Source organism: Exiguobacterium sp. s146, assembly GCF_018618415.1.
GTDB lineage: Bacteria > Bacillota > Bacilli > Exiguobacteriales > Exiguobacteriaceae > Exiguobacterium.
On record NZ_JACSMA010000002.1, the window covers coordinates 139,066 to 158,014 of the forward strand.

Genomic DNA, 18,949 nt, shown 5'->3' on the forward strand with positions numbered 1-18,949 from the left:
TCACCTAAATGTGAACACAAAAAAAGGTCCCTCCGAAGAGAGACAAATAATGGAAGAGTAAAACACCATTGGCAGTACATTAATAATATAACACCGAATGTAAACGTTTACAATGTGTTTTTAAAACTTTTTTCAAGCGGCATATGTACCACGTCTATCCCGCTCTCGCGCATCAAATCGAGGCCGTCTCCATGTTCGTATCCAACCGCATAGACAACACGGGCGACGCGGGAAGCGATCAAGGCGAGCGAGCAGGCGTGGCACGGCGAATGGGTCACATAAGCCGTCGCTCCGAACGCGTTCGTCGAGTCGGCGGCGAGTTTTCCGATTGCATTGATTTCGGCATGAATCTCATGCTGCTTCGACCAATTATGATGATCGTACGGGTCCGAGCACTTGATAAAGGTCACACCGTCCTGGATGAACGTGGCCGGGGTCTCGAGCAAGTCGACCGCGTTCGCCTCTACGTATTCGGCGCGCTTATAGAACCCGTCGTCTCGCTTTACAAAGATTTCATTGCAGTTCGTGTGCCCGGGCGGCGTACCGTTCAGTCCAATCGAAATCGGCTTCTCATCTTTGACGATGACGCAAGCGACACTTTTCGAGGCACATTTCGAGTGACGTATCGCCATCATATTGGCAAATTGTAACCACGTCTCGTCCCATAGGTGCTGTTTATCCATTGTTCATCCTCCTCGAAGAAAAGGAAAGTCTGAATGCTCAGACTTTCCTTGTTCAATATCCAGTCTCTTTTGGCAACTCTTTGTTTTTTGAGGCAATCTCGATGACTTTTTCTTTCAACTCGTGCTCCATCCGATCGAGTTCACGTTCCGCCTCACGACGCTTCTGACGTCCCTCTTGCTGAATCCGGAGCGTCTCATCGAGCGTCGAGAGCAAGTTCTCGTGCGCCACTTTGAGCGACTCGACCGAGACGATGCCTTTCTCGTTCTCCGTTGCGATCTCGATGGACGAGTCTTTCAACATCTTCGAGTTCTGCTCGAGCAACGTGTTCGTCGTCTTCGTGACGTCTTGTTGCATCCGGAGCGCCGTCTTTTGTCGCGTCAAACTGAGCGCGAGCACGACTTGGTTCTTCCAAAGTGGAATCGTATTGACGACCGCCGACTCGATTTTCTCGGCTAGAATCTGGTTGTTCTGCTGGATGACCCGAATTTGCGGTGCCATCTGCAGGCTGATCGTCCGGCTTAGTTTCAAATCATGCAACTTCTTCTCGAACCGGTCCGCAAGTTGAATCATATCGTTCAACTGTTGCAGTTTGACCTGGTCTTTCGACATCTCGACTTCTTGACGGAGCGGGGCAATCTCATAGCTCCGTACGTGATCAAGTTTCGTCTCGCCGGCGGCGATATAGACGTTGAGCTCTTCGAAGTAGCGTTTATTCTTGTCATACATTTGATCGAGCATCGTGATATCCTTCATCAAGCCGAATTTGGCCCGATCTAGATTATGGATGACCTCTTCTAAATAGACGCTCATCTTTTCGAACTGTAACTTGTAGTTCTCGGCTTTCTTCTTGGCCCGGCCGATGAGCGGCAAGTTGTCCATGAAGCTCTTCTTCTCCGGTTGCAACATGTCCGGGTCCATCTTGCGCACGTTCTGCATCAAGTCGGACAAGAGCTTCCCGGCATCTCCGCCATCTTTCATCCGGACCTCGGTCAAGATTTGATCCGAGAATTGCGACAGTTCACGTTGGACGTTCGAACCGAACAGCATGACGGAATCGGTCTTTTTAATATCGATCGACTCGGCGATGCGCGTGATCCGTTCCCGGTGCGCTTGTGGGACGTCGGCATTCACTTGAATGGCCGGCACCTCCTGTTTCTCGGTCATTGATGACCAGTCCACGGACGGGTCCGAAATCGAATCGGTCTCTGTCTTCGTTTTCGTTTGGGAAGTCAGTTCTTCTTCTGGCCATGACTGCCAGTTCGTTTCATTCGATGAAGTCATGTTTTTTTCTCCCTTCTGGTTGATCGGCCAATACTCGCTCCATCATAATCAACTCTCGTTCAAAATCGACCGCGTCGTCTTCGAGGAGACGGCTGCGCTGCTGTTTAAACTTGTCGACGATGAGACGCATATTGGTCATCAACTGTTCACGTGTCTCTTCTTGAATGACAACGCGTTTTCCTTCTAGCTCTTTGAATTTCAAGACGACCGATACGAGCGAGTCCAAATAGAATGTGAACAAGTCACGGACATGTTTGGCGTCTTGAGGGTTCTCGAACAGCTCAGCGAATAGTTCGTGTGCTTCATTCGAGACCGCCTTCATCTCACGCCGTACCTCGATGTCTTTAATCTCAGGCAAGACGCGGTCAATCTGTTGTAACTTCTCATAGCCTTGTTCAATCGTCCGCTGTAAAAATTGAAGTTCTAAATCATCTGTCACTTCGAATTGACGTACCGGCGCCGCTTCTTCGAGCGGTTTCAAGATGCGTGATCCGACGAACGGTTCATCCTCATCGAGCAACAGTTTCTTTTTGGCCCGCTTGGCGACGGGCGCCGGTGCCCGCTTACGGCGCTTATTGTTCGACCACACTTCGTTCAATACGAGCGCCCCGACGATGATAAACAACCAAGAGAAATCAAAAACGCTTATGGCAAAATATAGGATCGCCCCGGTCAGGGCCCATTTCATCCATGTTTTCATCCGTTTCACCTCGTCTCATGATACTTCTATATACTTCTATTGTACCTTACGTGACCCTTCAAAAAAAGTTTCGTCATCTTTATAAGCTTAGCATAACGTTCCCGCACGCTCTCTCGGTCGCAAGAACGAAAAGTACTGAGTAAAGAAGTACAAAAAACCTCCTGATTCGTCGAATCAGGAGGTTACTCACATTATAATGTGACCCACGTCGACACCATGACGATGGCGACCGTCACCGGGATGACGTAACGGATCAGGAAGTGCCAGACCGGGTACAACTTCACACCAAGGTCTGACGTTTGAATCTCGTCTTTCAAGATGCGCTGATCGACGACATGTCCGACGAAAATTGACGTCAAGAGCGCCCCGACCGGCATCAAGACATAGCTGACGATGTAATCCATCGAATCGAAGAACGTGCGACCGTTCAAGAACTGCATCTCGCTCATGATTCCGAACGAGAGCGCCGATGGAATCCCGACCGCGAAGATGATGGCCGCTGACAAGAGGGTAACGTTGCGTTTCGACATCGTCTGTTTTTTCTCATTCAGCTTGTCCGTCACACCCGCGACGACGACTTCGAGCATCGCAATCGACGATGTGATTGAGGCGAACGTGAACAAGAGGAAGAACAACACCATGAAGAATCCGCCGAGCGGTACTTGGTTGAAGACGGCCGGCAAGACGACGAAGAGAAGCGCCGGTCCTTCTGCCGGGTCAAGACCCGAAGCGAAGACGGCCGGGAAAATCGCGAGGCCCGCGAGTAGCGAGACCGCGATATTCAAGAGAACGATCATGTTCGCTGAACGATTGAGCGTCCCTTTCGTCTGAATGTACGACGCGTACGTCAACATGGCCGCGACCCCGAGCGACAGCGAGAAGAACGCTTGACCGAGGGCGAACAAGACCGATTCACCAGTCAAAGCTGAGAAGTCAGGTTGCAAGAAGAAGCGAACCCCTTCCATCGCCCCGTCAAGCGTCAACGAACGGATGACGAGTACGATGAAACTGACGAACAAGAGTGGCATTAAAATCTTACTCATGCGCTCGATGCCAGCCTCGACGCCTTTTAAGACGATCAAGAGCGTAATCAATAAGAACAAGAACTGTCCGAACATGGCGATGCCTGGTGACGAGACGACATCTCCGAACACGGCTCCGAACTCGTCAGGCGAGCGTCCGTTCAACGTCCCGCTCAGTCCGAGCCCGACATAAATCAAAACCCAGCCACCGATGACACTGTAGAATGAGAGCAATAAGAAACATGCGATGACGCCTAGGTAACCGACGAGTGTCCAACGGCCATGGCCTAACTTTTTGAAAGCGAGCAGTGCCGTTTTTTGTGTCGAGCGTCCGACGATGAATTCACCAATCAACAACGGTAATCCGAGTAAGAGCGTGAACGCTAAAAACATGAGCAAAAAGGCGCCGCCTCCACTTGTGCCGGTAACATACGGAAATTTCCAGATTGCACCGAGACCAATCGCAGACCCTGCCGCCGCTAAGATGAATCCAATTTTTGAGGCGAACGAATTTTGCGCCATTACCATCCCTACTTCCTGTTTTCATATCTTTTTCATAATAATAGTGAAATACTAACACGGTTCAGAAACGAGAACAACTAAAAACAGAGAAAAGTCTGAATTCTTTTCTCTGCTAGTAACGTTTATTGATTTTTAGTGGGATGGGACGAGAAAGGATAACTCACTCGGCAAGACATCGATATCCAACCGTTGCGCCTTAAAGTGTTCTCCATCGACATCGATGATTTGTGATTCATTTAAATGGACGGTCAGTTGAGACATCTGTAGATGCACCCATTCCGGCGACGACTGTTCAAGCCCGAGCTGTTGGGTCAACAGCTGACGAATCATTGGGAAGCCGATGGCCGAACTGTGGACGACCTCGACGAGCCCGTCCGTGAATGACTGGGTCGGGAGTTTCGTCGGAACCGTCCCGAGGTAAGCCCCGTTCCCGACATACAAGAAGCTGACCGGTCCATCGTGGACGACCTTCCCGCCGTGTTCGATGCGAACGTCGAACGGATCGAGTTCACGAAACTGGCGGATGGTGGCCAAGAAGTAACCAATCGATCCGAGTGATTCTTTTTGAAGTGGGTCGATTTGTCTCGACGCGTCCGCAATCAGACCGACGCCGATGAAGTTGAGTCCGTAGCGCTCGTTGACGCGCATCACATCGACCGCTTGCGCATAGCTCATCTTGAACAAGCGTGCCGCCTCGATTGGTTCGACCGGTAGCGCGAGGGCACGGGCGAAGTCGTTGCACGTACCGGCCGGAATCAGACCAATTGTCGGCCGTTCATCACGGGGCAGTCTCATCAAGCCATTGACAACCTCATGAAGCGTCCCGTCCCCGCCGATGACAATCAAGTGCTCGTAAGCCCCGCTCTCTTCAGCGAACCGGCCGGCGTCGCCTTGCGCCATCGTCTTCCGAATCAAAATCTCATCGTATAACGATTCAATCGTCCCGACGACCTCACCGAGCATCGTCTCGTTCCCGCCAGAAGCCGGGTTGGAGATAATTAAAGCTCTCATAATAGACCTGCTTGCTCCAAGAAGTCTTTCGCGACGTCATACGCTCGTTCGTTGCCGTATGCGACACGACGGTTCAATTCAGACATCTCTTCGTCTGTGATTTTTCCGCCCAATTGATTGAGGGCGTCCTCGATTTCCGGGTGTTCGTCGAGCGTCTCCTGCTTCACTAACGGAGCGCCTTGGTAAGGCGGGAAGAACTGTTGGTCGTCCTCAAGGACGAGCAATTCGTTCTCCGCGATATCCGGGTCGGTCGCATACGCATCGACGAGGTTGACGTCCCCGCGGGCGATGGCACGATAGCGCAACTTTTGCTCCATCGAGACGACTGACGGGAAATCGAGGCCGTACGCTTGCTGAAGTCCCGGATAACCATCTTCACGGTCCGTGAACTCGAGCGTGAATCCGGCTTTGATATCCGACTGCACGTTTCGCAAATCCGAGATGGCGGTGATGCCCTCTTGCTCGGCATAGTCACGTGGAATCGCGATGGCGTAAGTGTTATTGAACTGCATCGGTTCCAGCAACGCATAGCCGTCATCAGCGAGTGCATCCCGTGCCTGCTCATACACTTCACGGGCATCGTTCGAATTCGGTGTCTCTTTCACGAGACTCGCGAGCACTGTTCCCGTGAACTCAGGATAGATATCGACATCACCGGACTGCAACGCGCCCCAGACGAACGTCGTCTCTCCGAAGTTCGGGCGGACCGAGACGGACAAATCGGTTTGATCTTCAATCAACAGTTTATACATGTTCATTAAGATTTCCGGCTCCGGGCCGAGTTTCCCTGCGATGACGAGATCGGTCTGTTGTGTCCGGCCGAACGCGAGCGGGGCCGCGATGATGAGCGCCAATACGGTCGAGACGGCAATCAATTTCGTCTTGTTGCGCGTTGCCGTCGCTCCCTCCATTTGACGAAGCAAGAAATCGAACAATAAGGCAAGGATGGCAGCCGGGATTGCCCCGAGGAGAATCAAATAGTTGTCGTTACGGTTGATCCCGAGAAGGATTAATGTCCCGAGCCCACCTGCTCCGACGAGGGCGGCGAGCGTCGCCGTTCCGACGATCAACACCATCGCCGTCCGAATCCCGGCCATGATGACCGGTAGTGCGAGCGGGAGTTCGACTTTCATCAAACTTTGGTTCGGTTTCATCCCACAAGCACGAGCCGCTTCGATCAGCGATTTATCGACTTCGTTCAGCCCGGTGAATGTGTTTCGCAAAATCGGGAGCAACGCATATAACACGAGGGCGATTGTCGCCGGTAAGGCACCGATTCCGACGAGCGGAATCATCAATCCGAGCAGTGCCAAAGAAGGAATCGTTTGAATAATAGCGGTAACGCCAATCGCGGTCTCGGCCACTTTCTTACGGCGCGTCAACCAAATCCCGAGCGGAACTGCAATCAAGACGGCAATCAAGAGTGAGACGACGGAGAGCTGCAAGTGCTCAATCAGTGCCTCGACGAGTTCGCCTCGTCGGTTTTGAAATGTCTCAAGCATCTAGCTCACCTCTTCCGCGTTGTGTAAAGTCGAGGACGAATGGATCCGTACTCGCTCTGATTTCATCCGGAGTACCGATGACGACCAATTCACCGTCTCGCATCAAGGCGATACGGTCTCCCAGTTTCATCGCTTCTTGCATGTCATGGGTTACGAACAGAATCGTCTTCCCGAGCTCATCGTTCAAGCGTTTGATATCGTCTTGAAGTTGACCTCGGCTAATCGGGTCGAGGGCAGAGAACGGTTCATCCATCAAAATGACTTCTGGGTCGGCTGCGAGTGCTCGTAGCACGCCGACACGTTGTTGCTGTCCGCCGGATAGTTCCGTCGGTTTTTTTGCACGTAAGACCGGATCTAATCCGGCAATCTTCATGAGCTCGGTCACGCGGTCCTTCGTCTTCTGTTTCGGCCATTTCAATAATTCGGGAACGACAGAAATATTTTCCTCAACCGTTAAATGAGGGAATAAGGCAATTTGTTGAAGCACATAGCCGATGTTGCGTCGCAACTCGTATATATCGAATTGATAAATCTCTTTTCCGTCGATGAGGATTTTTCCATCTGTATGGTCAATCAGTCGATTCACCATCTTCATCGTTGTCGTCTTGCCGCACCCCGATGGTCCGATTAAGACAAATATTTCTCCTTTACGGACTGTCAAATCCAAGTCTTTGACGGCTAACGTCCCGTCTTCGTAGCGCTTGGATACATTTTGAAATTCTATCAACTCTACCCCTCCTCGGCTCGTAACTTTATCATGAAAGTCAAATATTAGTTTGCCCGTTTCCGACGATAGTTAAACAATCGGACGTGCTGATCTGCTCCATTTGACCACCGCCTAGAGGTAGAATCATGAAAGAAGACACAAAAAAAGGTCCTCCTGAAGGAGAACCTGCTGTTATGGAAGTGTAATCGTGATGTGGCGACGACCCCAGTTGATAGCCTCACCTTTCGTATCGACGAGCAAGTCGACGATATTGCCTTTGATGCGTCCGCCGGTATCGAGCGCAATCGCTTGACCGACACCTTCGATGTGAACGACCGTTCCGAGTGGGATGACGGCTGGATCGACGGCGATGATACGCATGCCGTTATAGTATATCGAATCCGTGACATCATGTCCGGTCGCCGTCAAGACGCGGCCCCCGTAAGAGCCGTTGTCGGCTGCATCGTTCGTGTACGCCGTCGATTCGGCTTGAATGGAGCGGCCAGCCGTTGACACCGGAGTCGCAGTCGCCGTCGACTGTTTTTTCTCCGTCGCAGCTTGACGTTTCGCTTCGTCTTGTCGTGCCTGCTCGGCGGCGACGCGTTTTTCTTCGGCCAACCGTTCCGCTTTTGCTTCACGCTCCGCTTGCTCACGCTCGGCTTTCTCTGCAGCTACTCGTTTTTCTTCTGCAATCCGTTTCGCTTCCGCGACACGTTTTTCTTCCGCGATCCGCTTCTGCTCGGCCAGTCGTTTCTCTCGCGCAATCTTTTGTTGGCGTTCTTGCTCAATCGCCTTTCGTTCCAATTCAAGTGGGTTTTGGACAATTTTTTGTTCCGTCCCAATCCCAATTTGGGCCGCATCGGCCGTCGCGGCGAACGCGAACGTTCCAACAGCCATTAATAAGATAATCATCATATATTTTAAGGAATGCATAATCAATCGGTCAGCACCTTTCTCGTCATCTAACGAACAGAAGTAAACTTAACATGCCCGTCCGACCCCGAGAAGGGATTATGATGAAGTGAAATATTTCTGACATATCGACTCAATACCGGTTACAATCTGTAACATTTACAATAAACATAGCTCTACCAAGCGTTTTCATAAAAAATTACAGATTCGTTACAACGTGACGTGTAACAAATCTGTAATCTGATTGTCATTCTGTTTCAGCTTCGGTCGAGCGCAAATCATGGGGTCTTACCATGCCCCAAGGTGCAACATCAACGTCTACTTCGAACGTCTTCGCCCCTTCGATTGCTGACGTCTCTTCCTCGGCGACCCGATACGAACTCATGTCATCAATATACACTTGGCGATCGTAGTAGTTGGCCCGGGTACCACCGAAGAACGGACGTGAACTGACCCGGTCGATGGTAGCATATCCGTCGTCACCGGTTTTAAACGACACGTATACCGTACCTGATTCGACATCTTGTCTGCCTTCGAACGAATCATATTCCAAATAGACAAAGTCACCAAAGAACGGGTCGTACGGTTCGTAAGAGGTCGCTTTGAACGTATAGGTCTCCCCAAACCACGAGACCGCGTAAACGAGCACGATAAACCCGACGGCAATCAACACTTGCACAATCGGTACTAACCAAGGTGTCAATCGTTTCATGTCTGAGCATCCCCTCTCGTACGACTACGGCTGCGCCACCACAAGGCGAGCGACAATGCGAAGACGATCAATGCTCCGATGAGGAAGAAGAGTGAAATATCGAGTTTGTCCCAAACATAGATAAAGTAAATCGTCATTTGAACGAGCAAGAAATAGATGAAGGCGAGCACGATTGGTTTACGGTTATGGTCTTGATAGACGAGATAAGCGAGCGCAACCACTTCAAGCAGGATAGCCAGCAAGATGCCTGAATCCTCAAATAATGAAAACGGGATGACGGCGAGCAGGCTGACCCACACCAAATCTGGACGGCGGTGCAACAAGTAGACCGCGACGAGTACGACCGAGAGAAGCGTCGCCTCGATGACCGACGGTGTTCGTTGCGACAACCAGCCTTCCGTCGCATTAATCAAATAGCCGATTGAGAGGATGGCTGCGACGAAGAGGTATAGATAGTTCCATTGGGCCCACTCCCGATAAACGAGAAATAAGACATGTAGCGCGGCGAGTGCCCATAACGGCCAAAAGCGGCCCTCATAGTCGACGTACTGACCAATCGTGATCAACAAGCCGTAGAAAGCGAACCAGGCGAAAATCCGGTCGAGCTCATTGTCCCCATAATGAAACCAGACCCACGTCACGATCAAGCCGAATGCGATCAGCGTGATGCCGATGCCTTGAAAACTATTCGTGATGGCCAAAAAGGCAGCGAGTGCGGCCAAGAACGTGAAAATCGGATGTTTGAAAATCAATTTGTGCATGACGGCGACGGCTAGGAAGAGCCAGAATAAGAACGGAATTTGCGAGGAAAGATTATAAGTCGAGAAGATGACAATCATCGTGGCGACGAAAAAGGCGACGCCCAACAGACGGAACAACGTGACGTAGCGTGACGCCTTCACTTGCAGACGCTCGGCGGCCACATACATCCCGACCATAAATATGAGGAAAATGGCGACTTTCACAAGGTCAGGAATCGCTTGCCAATTGGCCGCGACAAAACTGAATAGACTAAGTGCGAGCAAAATCGAGCCGATAATCACAAGAATAGGCGGTTTGTGCTCACGTTTGTCACCGACCGCCAACTTCTTATGTTCATACTCGATCAAGCGCTGACCGGTCACGTCATCAAGCAGGCCGGCCTCTTCCCATTCACGAACTTTTTTGTCAATGGACACCTGAATCATCCCTTTCGATTAAAAGGTCAGCTGGCGCGTTCAATTAATTCCAAATCTTTCTTCAGTAAAACTTGCTTCTCAAATTCGAGACCAAGCTGTTGAAATTCTTCCATGATGGAAACGTCCCCGATGACCGTATTGGTCAATACGGCAGTCACTTCTGCGACCCAACCTTCACGAGTAGACTTGACGATATCACCCACAACGAATTCTACAGACATACCCATTCACTTCCAATCTTAAATTTGTTTCTATCATTATAACGAAATTATATCGGTTTGAATACGTTTTCTTTAAGTCGTTTAATAAATTGTGTCAAAATTTTTCCAGTCAATCCCCAAATAATGTAGTCTTCATGTTCATAAAAAGGTTCTCTCATTTTAATTACCCGTTTTTCGTACGCTTTAGCATTCGCCATCCGGTCAAACGGAATATTTTGATCCGGATTCATCGTCCACTCCATCTCGCCGTGGAACGGGTCGAGCAACAGCAGCGTCTCGACCGGGATGGAGAACAAATGGTCGACTTCATCGGTATGACGAACGTCAGGAATTGTTGGAATCACCCCGACGAACGGATAAATCAGTTGCCGGTGTGGCGTCGCGAGCGGTTGCAGGCGGCCGATCACTTCAATCTCATCCATCGCGAGCAGCAGCTCCTCGCTCGTCTCGCGAACTGCCGCCTCGACCGGAGTCTCGCCCGGGTCGAGACGGCCGCCCGGAAAGGAGATTTCTCCAGGTTGACGCCGCATCGTATGGGCCCTTACTTCAAAGATGACATGCCACGCCCCATCGACCTCGGCCAGGGGAATTAACACGGCGGCCGTCTGTTCATAGTTCTCCTCCATCGAGAAACTGTCACGTAATTGTTGTTCCGTGATCCACGATTGTTTCATTCTCTCCACCTCATTCTCTTTGTTTCTACACTTCCACCGTTGTCTCCTCGTTTAAACGCATCAAATGTCGGAAATATCATTATTAATGATAGGAGATGGTAGATGTGGTGGACAAACAAGTTGATGTATTGATTGTCGGGGCGGGCCCGACCGGACTCACGCTCGCGCTGACGTTGGCCAGATATGGAATCTCATTTGAAATCATCGATCGCAAGACGACACCGTCGAACAACTCCCGCGCCATCGGGATTCAACCACGAACGATTGAAGTCTTTTCTCGTCTCGATGTCGCCAAAGAAGTGCTCGGTCGGGCGCGGACCATCGAGAAAGGAAATTTATACTTCTCAGGGCAATGGACGGCCAAGCTCGAGTTCTCTCGTCTCGTCACGCCCTATCCGTTCGTGACGTTGCTCCGTCAAAACGAGACCGAGGCGATTCTCGAGGCAGCGTTAAACGAGCATGGGCATTACGTGCAACGCGGAGAATCGCTCGTGTCGCTGACGCATTACCCGTCTCGCGTGCTCGCGCATCTGGAGTCGGATTCGAACCGGACGATCGAGGCCAAGTATGTGGTGGCAGCCGATGGGGCGAACAGCTCGATTCGACGCATGCTCGCTTTGCCGTTCAGCGGAAAATCGTTCAAGGAATCGTGGGTGCTTGCCGACATGAAAGCCAAATGGAACATTTCGCGTGAAGAAGTGCATATCTTCTTCTCGGACCGCGGGGTTTTGGAAGTCTTCCCGCTCACGGATGACACGATACGCATCACGGGCAATCTCGCGAGCGATGAATCGTTCAGTGAGGCGGAGCTGCGTCAGTTGATTGAACAGCGCAGCCATATGGATGTCGAAATCGATGAGGTCGAATGGTTCTCGTTATTTCGGGTCCATAACCGCATGGTCGACTCGTTCATTCACAATCGCGTCATCCTCATGGGGGACGCCGCCCATATCAATTCGCCCGTCGGCGGACAGGGGATGAATACCGGCATCGCCGACTCGTTCAATCTCGGCTGGAAGCTTTGGCTTCATTTGAAGGCAGGTGCCCCGTTCCGCGTCGTCGCTTCGTATCGCGATGAGCGGGAGCATGTGGCGCGCAACGTGCTGCAGACGACGAACGTGGCGACCGAAGTGCTACAGACGACGCTCCCGGTCCTGTTGCCGTTTCAGGCGCTCGGTGCCGACGTTTTCACACGCGTCAATCTCATCAATCAAAAAATCACGGAACGGATCGCCCAACTACACTTGTCATACCCCGGACATTCCCGGGTCCCGTTCTTACGCGTCACCGAGGGTAAAATCTTCCCCGAGATTGAGATTATCCGGACAGACGATGGTCTTCGCACCAAGATTTCAGAAGTCGCCGACGGACGGTTCCAAGTGCTCGTGCTCGATGATGACAAACGAGACGCGAGCGCCCTCTATGAATATTTGAACGACCATCAATCGTTTTTCCAAATCATCACGCTTTCGAAGACGAGCCGTCCGTTCTTCGATCAAGGCAACGAGCTCGCAAAATCGTTGTTCATGAAACGCGGGGTCCTCGTCATCCGCCCGGACGGTTATCTGCTCCACAAACAGCGGCACCTCCGCCCGGAAGCGCTTCAAGCGACGATGGCAGCTTGGCTGCCATCGTCATGACAAAAGCTCCACTCGGATTGAGTGGAGCTTTGTTCACGCTTGGTTATAATACAGCGTCCCTGGTTTCGACAGCGTCAAGTCGTAGAACGCCTCGAACGCTTCCATGTCTTCCAACTTGCGAAAATCGACCTTATCCGTCTCTTCATTCGGAATCGCGATGATGATGCCGTCTTCCGTTTGTTTGATCATCCCGGTCTGTCCGTTATGGATGCGGATATAGAGCACGTGCTTGTCTTCTAACAGCGTCACGGCTTCGCGACGCGATTGAATCGTTGTTTTCATAGTCATCCCCCACTTTCTTTGAGTATACCGGTCCATCGTTGTTGCTTTCAACCGGATGCGACTTTAAAATTATGTAAAGAAGGGGTTGAATACTTTGGATTTGGAAACTATTTTGATTATCGTCTTAGGCATCACATTCGTCATTCTCGTCTCAATCCGTGCCGTCCGCAACTTACGGTGGGTCCGCTTCGGTGAGGCGTTCGGCAAACAAGGCGAGGCACTGCTCGACGACTATACGTATTTGACAGAACAAGGCATCACCTGCCGTGTCGAACATGGCTTGCCGACCGGACGTCTATTCCGTCCGCTCGCGAAAAACTTGGACGACCGGGTCGCGTTGTTCGTCCATCGTAAAGACGCACAACAGGCTCGACAATTATTGAAATAAAAATGGCGCTGACTCTTCAGCGCCATTTTCATTTATGTACTTGACGTTCCGAGCAATAATAGGCGATATGCTTGATCGTCGCCTCGGACAACAGCTCGAGCTTCGTCTTCGTGATGACGTCGTCAATCACATCGAACGTCTCGGCACAGTTCGCTTTAATGCGCTCCACTTTGAGACGCGGTGTCTCCGGGAAAATCAAAAATGACGTGACGGGGACGGCTTGTCCGCATTGCTTCTTCAAGACGCTCCGGACGTGCTTCGTCATCCGCTCAAGTTCTTCCATCGGATGCGGATAGATGTTTTTCCAACCGAGCGGCGTCTCGAGACGACAATCCCGGTTCGTCATATGAACGGCCGACGTCGTCCGATTGATGCGGACTAAAAAGACGCCTTTCGGTCCGACCAACACATAATCGAGCACATCATCGCCGAGCTGGACGTGTTCAATCATCATCCAATCAAAGCGACACGTATGACGAATGATCTCGACAACCTCGTCCGTATATGACTTTGGTGGTGCGATGACTTCTTCTTTCTTGCGGAACAAGCCTTTCGTCTGTCGTTTCTCAGGTTCTTTCTTGACGGCCGTCAATACTTGTAACATCTTCTCCACCTCCTCCCTTTATTCGCTTGGACCGACCTGTTTTCCGAAGACGGCCTTTTCTAAATTCGAGATGCGACGCAACATGTCATAGTTCGACGCGACAGGCTGGGCCGGTTTGACCGGTTCTGCTGCTTGTTCGTTCGAACCGCGACGGAGCGACTCGTTCTCTTGGCGCAACCGTTCGATCTCTTTCGTCATCTTCTCGTAATCGCGGATGACGACGTCCAAGAACTGGTCGACTTCTTCTTGTGAGTAGCCGCGGAGGGCGGTTTTGAATTCTTGTTTATAAATGGCTTCAGCTGTTAATTCGGTTTGCATCATTATCACTCCCAATGTTGTTCCCATTGTTTTTCTTCTTCGATTACACGCAACTCTTCCGGCGTAATCAAGAATAACTCCATCTGGTGTTTTCGTTTAGCCCCTTCCACGAGAAAACGAGGGCTTCCCCCCGTCTCTTCGTCATACAGCGTGATTAATCCTGCTGCTTTGTCCAAAAAGAAGGCGGTTTTTGCGCGCAATTGGCTCGGGTCCTCATACGGACGTTGGGTCAGCGGTTCAAAAAAGTCAGCCTCGAGTTGCAAGCGGATGAACAGTTCTTGTTCAAACGGCTTGTACTTCTCTTCCATTTGTAAAAAGGGTGGGAAGACGGCTATTTTGATTGGATACGTTTCTCTTAACTCTAACAATACTTCTCCAGCCCACAATTCACAACCGTTCGTGCCACTAAAGATGAACCATTCGGCCCCGAGTTCGATTGCTTCCATTATTTTTCGCTGATACGCTTCCTTGATGATATCGATGCCGGGATGGTCGGCTTTGAAGATGCCGAGCTCATGTGGCCGATATCCGGTGATGGCGACAACTTTCATGATCGCTTCCTTTCTAACCGGCTCATTCGGTGACGGAGCGCCCGCATCTCGGTCAAGGCGGTCTGTCGAAGCACCGTCTCTTTCCGTTCCGCCAGCGTCAGCGCCTGCTCGGTGAACGTGATGGCCCGGTCGATGTCTTTTTGATGATGCTCGGCATATTTCGCCAGCTCGACGAGCGCCTCGACCGTACCGACCTGTTCGAACAGCGGCAACGCCTGTTCCATCTGCCCGGTCCGTTTCAACAACAGCGCTTGACGCATTAAGGCACGTTTCGTCGGCCGTTCGAGGCGCTCATATTCTTGGAGCGCCGCCTCGGCGTTGCCGAGGTCGTTCAACCAGTGGGCCCTTTCTTCACCGAACGGCGTTTCATCGGCTTCGACGAGATGACAGAGCCGTTTATAGAGCGAGACGAGACTCAAGCAGTCGGCATGGTGGTGCTCGATGACGGGCTGAATGATTGCCGGTTCCCGCTCTTTCACATATTGAAAATAGTGCATCGGCGCCAAAAAACCAGGCATGTCGTCCGTCCGGGCGTGGCCGAAGTGGGCCTCGACCGCTTTGAGCGAGACCGATTCAAGCGTCGGTTTCAACAGACGGCGGGAGGCATGCAACAAGTCGACATGGCCGACGGCCGGAAGCGCCTTGACTTTGGAACGGACGAACGTATGCCTTGTTTTAATTTGGGGCCAGTCGAACGACTTGCCGTTATACGTCACGAAACGGACCTCGTCGCCGATATCGTTCAAGAAATGATAATAAAACGCCGTCTCGAACGCTGGGTGCGGCAACACGTATTGAATCATCTCCAGATGATCGTCTTGGAAGCGCGCGAACCCGATTAAAAAGATGGAGGTGCCTGAGCCGCGGAGCCCGGTCGTCTCGGTGTCCATGAACAACACCTGCTCGGACGGGACATCGACTTGAAAAAACGGATGGGTCGATGTCGCGAGCGAGGCTTTGGCCTCGCCGAACGTATAGTCATGATATGTCTCCTCGAGCGGATAAACCTGTTTCAAGCGGACGCACCACTCTTGTTCGAACGTCAAAATTTCTCCGCCGCGCTCGCGCCACTTCGCCTGTTCGACGTCATCCGGCGTCACGGTCGTCGGTTTCGGTTCATTCGTTTTAATAAGTCGTGATAGTTTTGCTTTCATATCGTTCCTTTCAATGCTTGCAACTGTCTGACGACCTGCTGTTTAAAGTCACCGTAGCCGATCATCCCGACACAACGCGGACAACCGCTCTCGCACGGACAATCGTCGACCGTTCGAATCGCTGCATCCAATACGTCGTCGGCGTCGCGATAGAGCGCCTCGCTCAGCCCGATGCCGCCCGGGTAACGGTCGTATAAATAGACGGTCGGTTTGTTCGTATGGGTCGCTTTCATTTGAATCGTCGTGAACAGATCGAGCGTGTCACACATCAAATAGAGCGGGGCCAGGCGCCGCAACAGGTCGCTGACCGCCTCGAGTTGGTCTTCCATGTCGGCTTCCGAGTAGGCGAACCGTTCATCGAGCGTGAACCAGGTCGCGGTCGTATGCAGTTCCCGTTCCGGCAAGTGAATCGGTCCGGAACCGATATTTTCATGCGTCCCGAACTTGATTTTCTTGAACAGCGTCGCCATCGCGATGACCGATACTTCCCCGAACGTCTTCACGCCGGTCGTCTTGTTCTCTTCCAACACTTTCAGCTCGACCGCCAAATTGGCGTCCGTATAGTAGTCGACGTCGACACGTCGGACATACGCTTTCTTCTCTTCAAAGTCGAGGCGCTCGACTTGATACTGCTCGGCGCCATGTAAATAGATGGCCTCGTCATGAAGCAACGTCATCGCGCTGAACGTATCCATCTCGCCGATGACTTGGTTCTTCGCGGTTTGATCGACGATGACGACGTTCTCTTGGTCACTCGTTCGAAGCGAGATGTCATGGGCCGGGAACGCATCGGTCATCCAATAATATTTATTGGCCCGCTCATGCAAGATGTGGGCGTCCGTCAAGAAATCGAGAATCTCTTCCGTCTCGACAGTGCCGAACCGCTCTCCTTTTTGGAAAGGGAGTTCGAAGGCGGCACATTTCATATGGTCGACGAGGATGATCAAGTTGTTCGGGTCGAGACGCGCCGCTTCCGGAGACCGATCTAAAATGAGATCAGGCTGTTCGACGACGAGTTGGTCGAGCGATGACGACGAGGCGACGAAGATGACGAGCGCCTCGGAATGACGACGTCCAGCTCGGCCGGCTTGTTGCCACATCGAGGCGACCGTGCCCGGATAGCCGTTCAAGACGCACGCTTGCAATTGACCGATATCGACGCCGAGTTCAAGCGCGTTTGTCGAGACGACGGCTTTAATCTCTCCGTTGCGGAGCCGACGCTCGATTTCACGACGTTCCGACGGCAAGTAACCACCCCGATATCCGACAATCGACTTCGGACCGAGTTCGCGCCGCGTTAATTCTTGTAAATACGTCAACAACACCTCGACCCTGACGCGCGAGCGGGCGAAGACGATTGTCTGGATATCTGCCTCGACGAGTTTTGAAGCGATCCGCTTCGTCTCGAGCGTCGCACTGCGGCGAATGCCGAGCGCCTCATTGACGACGGGCGGATTATAGAAAATCAAATGTTTCTTGCCTTGCGGTGCCCCGTTATTGTCGACGAGGACGACGTCTTCTTCCGTCAGCAGTTCAGCCAATTCGACCGGGTTGGCAATCGTCGCCGACGTCATAATCCATTTCGGATGACTGCCATAATAGGCGCAAATCCGTTTCAAACGGCGGAAGACGTTGGCGACATGGCTTCCAAACACGCCACGATACGTATGCAACTCGTCGACGACGATATACTCTAAATTCTCGAACAAGCGAATCCACTTCGTATGGTGCGGCAAGATGCCGGAATGCAACATATCTGGGTTCGTGATGACGATATTGCCGGCGTCACGCACTTTCGTCCGGGCTGCCGGTGCCGTATCGCCGTCGTAAGTGAAGCAACGCAAATCGCCTTCGAGTGCTTCGACCATCTCCATCAAATCACTGTTTTGGTCTTGCGCGAGCGCCTTCGTCGGATATAAGTAAAGCGCCCGGGCTGTCGGTTGTTCAATCATTTTCGACAGTACGGGTAGATTGTAGCAGAGCGTCTTCCCGGATGCGGTCGGGGTGACGATGACCGTCGAGTTCCCGCGCGCCGTCTGCTCGATTGCTTCGGCTTGATGCGTGTATAGTTGTTCAATGCCCCGGTCATGTAACACCCGGACGAGGTCTGGTGGCACACTCGACGGAATCGGCGCGTAACGGGCCGGTTTCGCCTCGACCATATGCCAATGTGTCACGTTTTGAGAAAAGCCCGGGTCGGTCTTGAGCGTATGGATCATTTCTTCGACGGAACGTTTTTTCCGCATGAGGTTCACCTTCTTTACGATTTCGAAGGTGCGAGTCGCTCCACGATTGATTTCACTTCGCTGATTCGTTCATCGCGTACGAGCCGATGGACGGCAGGTAAGCGCAGCACCGCCATCTCTTTGAAGGCGTCGGCCACATGTCCATTCTCTTCTTCGAGTCGAATGATCGCATCGTCATACAACCGCTGCGTCGACCGCCCGAACAAGACGATGGTATGTAGCTTCGTACATTTCGAATGGACGGCTTGCAAATGTTTCGTGTAACGCTGCACCGCTTTATGATAGTCTTCATGCGTCGCGAGCGCTTGACGCTTACCGCGCAGAAGTTCTGGATAGAATGATTCGTCGCCGAGGAACATCGTCTCGACACCGATTCGTTTCAAATAGGAATGACCACTGGCCTCGGCTATAGCTTGATCATCAATCAAACGTCCGAACGGAATCGACTCCTCGATGAGCAATCGGCTCATTTTCAAGCCGTTGATACCGTGTAACGGAATACCTAAATCATCGTCTTGCAGTCGGTCGATCACAAACAACACTTTCATCTTGCGTTTCAGTGAGAGTTGTACCATGTGTCACCATCCTATTCGCTTTCTTTTCATTATAGCAAACGAAACAGAAAAACAGGGCGCTGATGT

20 protein-coding genes and 1 pseudogene are annotated in these 18,949 nt (G+C 51.8%); 2 read left to right on the top strand and 19 right to left on the bottom strand.

Going from position 1 to position 18,949, the window contains the following annotated elements; translation table 11 throughout:
- Positions 1 to 107: 107 nt before the first annotated feature.
- The 12 genes and pseudogenes from KNP83_RS07320 to KNP83_RS07375 all read right to left on the bottom strand — a co-directional run bounded on the left by KNP83_RS07320 (position 108) and on the right by KNP83_RS07375 (position 11,125).
- Entirely contained in the window at positions 108 to 683 is a 576-nt protein-coding gene (locus tag KNP83_RS07320; protein WP_214761929.1) for a deoxycytidylate deaminase, read from the bottom strand.
- Positions 684 to 735: 52 nt separating this feature from the next.
- Positions 736 to 1,965, bottom strand: coding sequence for a toxic anion resistance protein (locus KNP83_RS07325; protein ID WP_214761930.1), 1,230 nt, complete (start codon positions 1,963 to 1,965; stop codon positions 736 to 738).
- Positions 1,949 to 2,665: a 5-bromo-4-chloroindolyl phosphate hydrolysis family protein gene (locus KNP83_RS07330; protein ID WP_214761931.1), complete on the bottom strand. Its 717-nt coding sequence runs from the start codon at positions 2,663 to 2,665 to the stop codon at positions 1,949 to 1,951. The genes KNP83_RS07325 and KNP83_RS07330 overlap by 17 nt, the downstream gene beginning before the upstream one ends.
- Positions 2,666 to 2,856: 191 nt before the next feature.
- The gene (locus KNP83_RS07335; RefSeq protein WP_214761932.1) at positions 2,857 to 4,209 is read right to left on the bottom strand and encodes a sodium-dependent transporter; all 1,353 of its coding nucleotides are present in this window, start codon (positions 4,207 to 4,209) and stop codon (positions 2,857 to 2,859) included.
- Positions 4,210 to 4,341: 132 nt separating this feature from the next.
- Positions 4,342 to 5,220: a diacylglycerol/lipid kinase family protein gene (locus tag KNP83_RS07340; protein ID WP_214761933.1), complete on the bottom strand. Its 879-nt coding sequence runs from the start codon at positions 5,218 to 5,220 to the stop codon at positions 4,342 to 4,344.
- A complete protein-coding gene (locus tag KNP83_RS07345; RefSeq protein WP_214761934.1) occupies positions 5,217 to 6,722 on the bottom strand; it encodes an ABC transporter permease/substrate-binding protein in 1,506 nt (501 codons plus the stop codon). Before KNP83_RS07345 ends, KNP83_RS07340 begins: the two co-directional genes overlap by 4 nt.
- 10 nt (positions 6,723 to 6,732) lie before the next feature.
- A pseudogene (locus KNP83_RS07350) lies at positions 6,733 to 7,449 on the bottom strand (ABC transporter ATP-binding protein); the annotation flags it as partial.
- A 171-nt stretch (positions 7,450 to 7,620) separates the two neighbouring features.
- Complete coding sequence (locus KNP83_RS07355) at positions 7,621 to 8,361, bottom strand: 3D domain-containing protein (RefSeq protein WP_214761936.1); 741 nt, start codon at positions 8,359 to 8,361, stop codon at positions 7,621 to 7,623.
- A 226-nt stretch (positions 8,362 to 8,587) separates the two neighbouring features.
- Positions 8,588 to 9,052 (bottom strand): GDYXXLXY domain-containing protein, encoded by a 465-nt coding sequence (locus KNP83_RS07360; protein WP_214761937.1) that lies wholly within the window; start codon positions 9,050 to 9,052, stop codon positions 8,588 to 8,590.
- A complete protein-coding gene (locus KNP83_RS07365; RefSeq protein ID WP_214761938.1) occupies positions 9,049 to 10,239 on the bottom strand; it encodes a DUF2157 domain-containing protein in 1,191 nt (396 codons plus the stop codon). The genes KNP83_RS07360 and KNP83_RS07365 overlap by 4 nt, the downstream gene beginning before the upstream one ends.
- 17 nt (positions 10,240 to 10,256) lie before the next feature.
- Positions 10,257 to 10,451 (bottom strand): DUF2187 family protein, encoded by a 195-nt coding sequence (locus tag KNP83_RS07370; protein WP_251139276.1) that lies wholly within the window; start codon positions 10,449 to 10,451, stop codon positions 10,257 to 10,259.
- 47 nt (positions 10,452 to 10,498) lie between these two features.
- A complete protein-coding gene (locus tag KNP83_RS07375; protein ID WP_214761940.1) occupies positions 10,499 to 11,125 on the bottom strand; it encodes an NUDIX hydrolase in 627 nt (208 codons plus the stop codon).
- Between the two features lie 107 nt (positions 11,126 to 11,232).
- Between KNP83_RS07375 and KNP83_RS07380 the strand changes: the two genes are divergently transcribed.
- Positions 11,233 to 12,765 (top strand): FAD-dependent monooxygenase, encoded by a 1,533-nt coding sequence (locus tag KNP83_RS07380; protein WP_353048528.1) that lies wholly within the window; start codon positions 11,233 to 11,235, stop codon positions 12,763 to 12,765.
- Between the two features lie 33 nt (positions 12,766 to 12,798).
- On the opposite strand, the gene KNP83_RS07385 is transcribed toward KNP83_RS07380, so the two are convergent.
- Positions 12,799 to 13,047, bottom strand: coding sequence for a hypothetical protein (locus KNP83_RS07385; protein WP_128122614.1), 249 nt, complete (start codon positions 13,045 to 13,047; stop codon positions 12,799 to 12,801).
- A gap of 94 nt (positions 13,048 to 13,141) precedes the next feature.
- Here KNP83_RS07385 and KNP83_RS07390 point away from each other — a divergent pair, with 94 nt between their 5' ends.
- The gene (locus tag KNP83_RS07390; RefSeq protein WP_251139277.1) at positions 13,142 to 13,435 is read left to right on the top strand and encodes a hypothetical protein; all 294 of its coding nucleotides are present in this window, start codon (positions 13,142 to 13,144) and stop codon (positions 13,433 to 13,435) included.
- 28 nt (positions 13,436 to 13,463) lie between these two features.
- Here the strand turns inward: KNP83_RS07390 and KNP83_RS07395 are convergent, their stop codons facing one another.
- From KNP83_RS07395 to KNP83_RS07420, 6 genes are read right to left on the bottom strand one after another with little or no spacing between them, the layout of a single operon-like run.
- Positions 13,464 to 14,039: an NERD domain-containing protein gene (locus KNP83_RS07395; protein ID WP_214761942.1), complete on the bottom strand. Its 576-nt coding sequence runs from the start codon at positions 14,037 to 14,039 to the stop codon at positions 13,464 to 13,466.
- 18 nt (positions 14,040 to 14,057) lie between these two features.
- Positions 14,058 to 14,357 carry a cell division regulator GpsB gene (gpsB, locus tag KNP83_RS07400; RefSeq protein WP_021067237.1) on the bottom strand — a complete coding sequence of 100 codons (300 nt, stop codon included), beginning with the start codon at positions 14,355 to 14,357 and terminating at the stop codon, positions 14,058 to 14,060.
- Between the two features lie 5 nt (positions 14,358 to 14,362).
- Positions 14,363 to 14,908 (bottom strand): SLOG family protein, encoded by a 546-nt coding sequence (locus KNP83_RS07405; RefSeq protein WP_214761943.1) that lies wholly within the window; start codon positions 14,906 to 14,908, stop codon positions 14,363 to 14,365.
- Positions 14,905 to 16,062 carry a ribonuclease H-like domain-containing protein gene (locus tag KNP83_RS07410; protein ID WP_214761944.1) on the bottom strand — a complete coding sequence of 386 codons (1,158 nt, stop codon included), beginning with the start codon at positions 16,060 to 16,062 and terminating at the stop codon, positions 14,905 to 14,907. The genes KNP83_RS07405 and KNP83_RS07410 overlap by 4 nt, the downstream gene beginning before the upstream one ends.
- A complete protein-coding gene (locus KNP83_RS07415) occupies positions 16,059 to 18,308 on the bottom strand; it encodes a DEAD/DEAH box helicase (protein ID WP_214761945.1) in 2,250 nt (749 codons plus the stop codon). The genes KNP83_RS07410 and KNP83_RS07415 overlap by 4 nt, the downstream gene beginning before the upstream one ends.
- A 14-nt stretch (positions 18,309 to 18,322) precedes the next feature.
- Complete coding sequence (locus KNP83_RS07420) at positions 18,323 to 18,883, bottom strand: hypothetical protein (protein ID WP_251139278.1); 561 nt, start codon at positions 18,881 to 18,883, stop codon at positions 18,323 to 18,325.
- Positions 18,884 to 18,949: the final 66 nt, after the last annotated feature.

Excerpts from the sequence above, each read along its gene's own strand:
- KNP83_RS07320 (WP_214761929.1), bottom strand. The coding sequence starts at position 683 with ATGGATAAACAGCACCTATGGGACGAGACGTGGTTACAATTTGCCAAT.
- KNP83_RS07325 (WP_214761930.1), bottom strand. The coding sequence starts at position 1,965 with ATGACTTCATCGAATGAAACGAACTGGCAGTCATGGCCAGAAGAAGAA.
- KNP83_RS07330 (WP_214761931.1), bottom strand. The coding sequence starts at position 2,665 with ATGAAAACATGGATGAAATGGGCCCTGACCGGGGCGATCCTATATTTT.
- KNP83_RS07335 (WP_214761932.1), bottom strand. The coding sequence starts at position 4,209 with ATGGCGCAAAATTCGTTCGCCTCAAAAATTGGATTCATCTTAGCGGCG.
- KNP83_RS07340 (WP_214761933.1), bottom strand. The coding sequence starts at position 5,220 with ATGAGAGCTTTAATTATCTCCAACCCGGCTTCTGGCGGGAACGAGACG.
- KNP83_RS07345 (WP_214761934.1), bottom strand. The coding sequence starts at position 6,722 with ATGCTTGAGACATTTCAAAACCGACGAGGCGAACTCGTCGAGGCACTG.
- KNP83_RS07355 (WP_214761936.1), bottom strand. The coding sequence starts at position 8,361 with ATGCATTCCTTAAAATATATGATGATTATCTTATTAATGGCTGTTGGA.
- KNP83_RS07360 (WP_214761937.1), bottom strand. The coding sequence starts at position 9,052 with ATGAAACGATTGACACCTTGGTTAGTACCGATTGTGCAAGTGTTGATT.
- KNP83_RS07365 (WP_214761938.1), bottom strand. The coding sequence starts at position 10,239 with ATGATTCAGGTGTCCATTGACAAAAAAGTTCGTGAATGGGAAGAGGCC.
- KNP83_RS07370 (WP_251139276.1), bottom strand. The coding sequence starts at position 10,451 with ATGTCTGTAGAATTCGTTGTGGGTGATATCGTCAAGTCTACTCGTGAA.
- KNP83_RS07375 (WP_214761940.1), bottom strand. The coding sequence starts at position 11,125 with ATGAAACAATCGTGGATCACGGAACAACAATTACGTGACAGTTTCTCG.
- KNP83_RS07385 (WP_128122614.1), bottom strand. The coding sequence starts at position 13,047 with ATGAAAACAACGATTCAATCGCGTCGCGAAGCCGTGACGCTGTTAGAA.
- KNP83_RS07395 (WP_214761942.1), bottom strand. The coding sequence starts at position 14,039 with ATGTTACAAGTATTGACGGCCGTCAAGAAAGAACCTGAGAAACGACAG.
- gpsB (WP_021067237.1), bottom strand. The coding sequence starts at position 14,357 with ATGCAAACCGAATTAACAGCTGAAGCCATTTATAAACAAGAATTCAAA.
- KNP83_RS07405 (WP_214761943.1), bottom strand. The coding sequence starts at position 14,908 with ATGAAAGTTGTCGCCATCACCGGATATCGGCCACATGAGCTCGGCATC.
- KNP83_RS07410 (WP_214761944.1), bottom strand. The coding sequence starts at position 16,062 with ATGAAAGCAAAACTATCACGACTTATTAAAACGAATGAACCGAAACCG.
- KNP83_RS07415 (WP_214761945.1), bottom strand. The coding sequence starts at position 18,308 with ATGCGGAAAAAACGTTCCGTCGAAGAAATGATCCATACGCTCAAGACC.
- KNP83_RS07420 (WP_251139278.1), bottom strand. The coding sequence starts at position 18,883 with ATGGTACAACTCTCACTGAAACGCAAGATGAAAGTGTTGTTTGTGATC.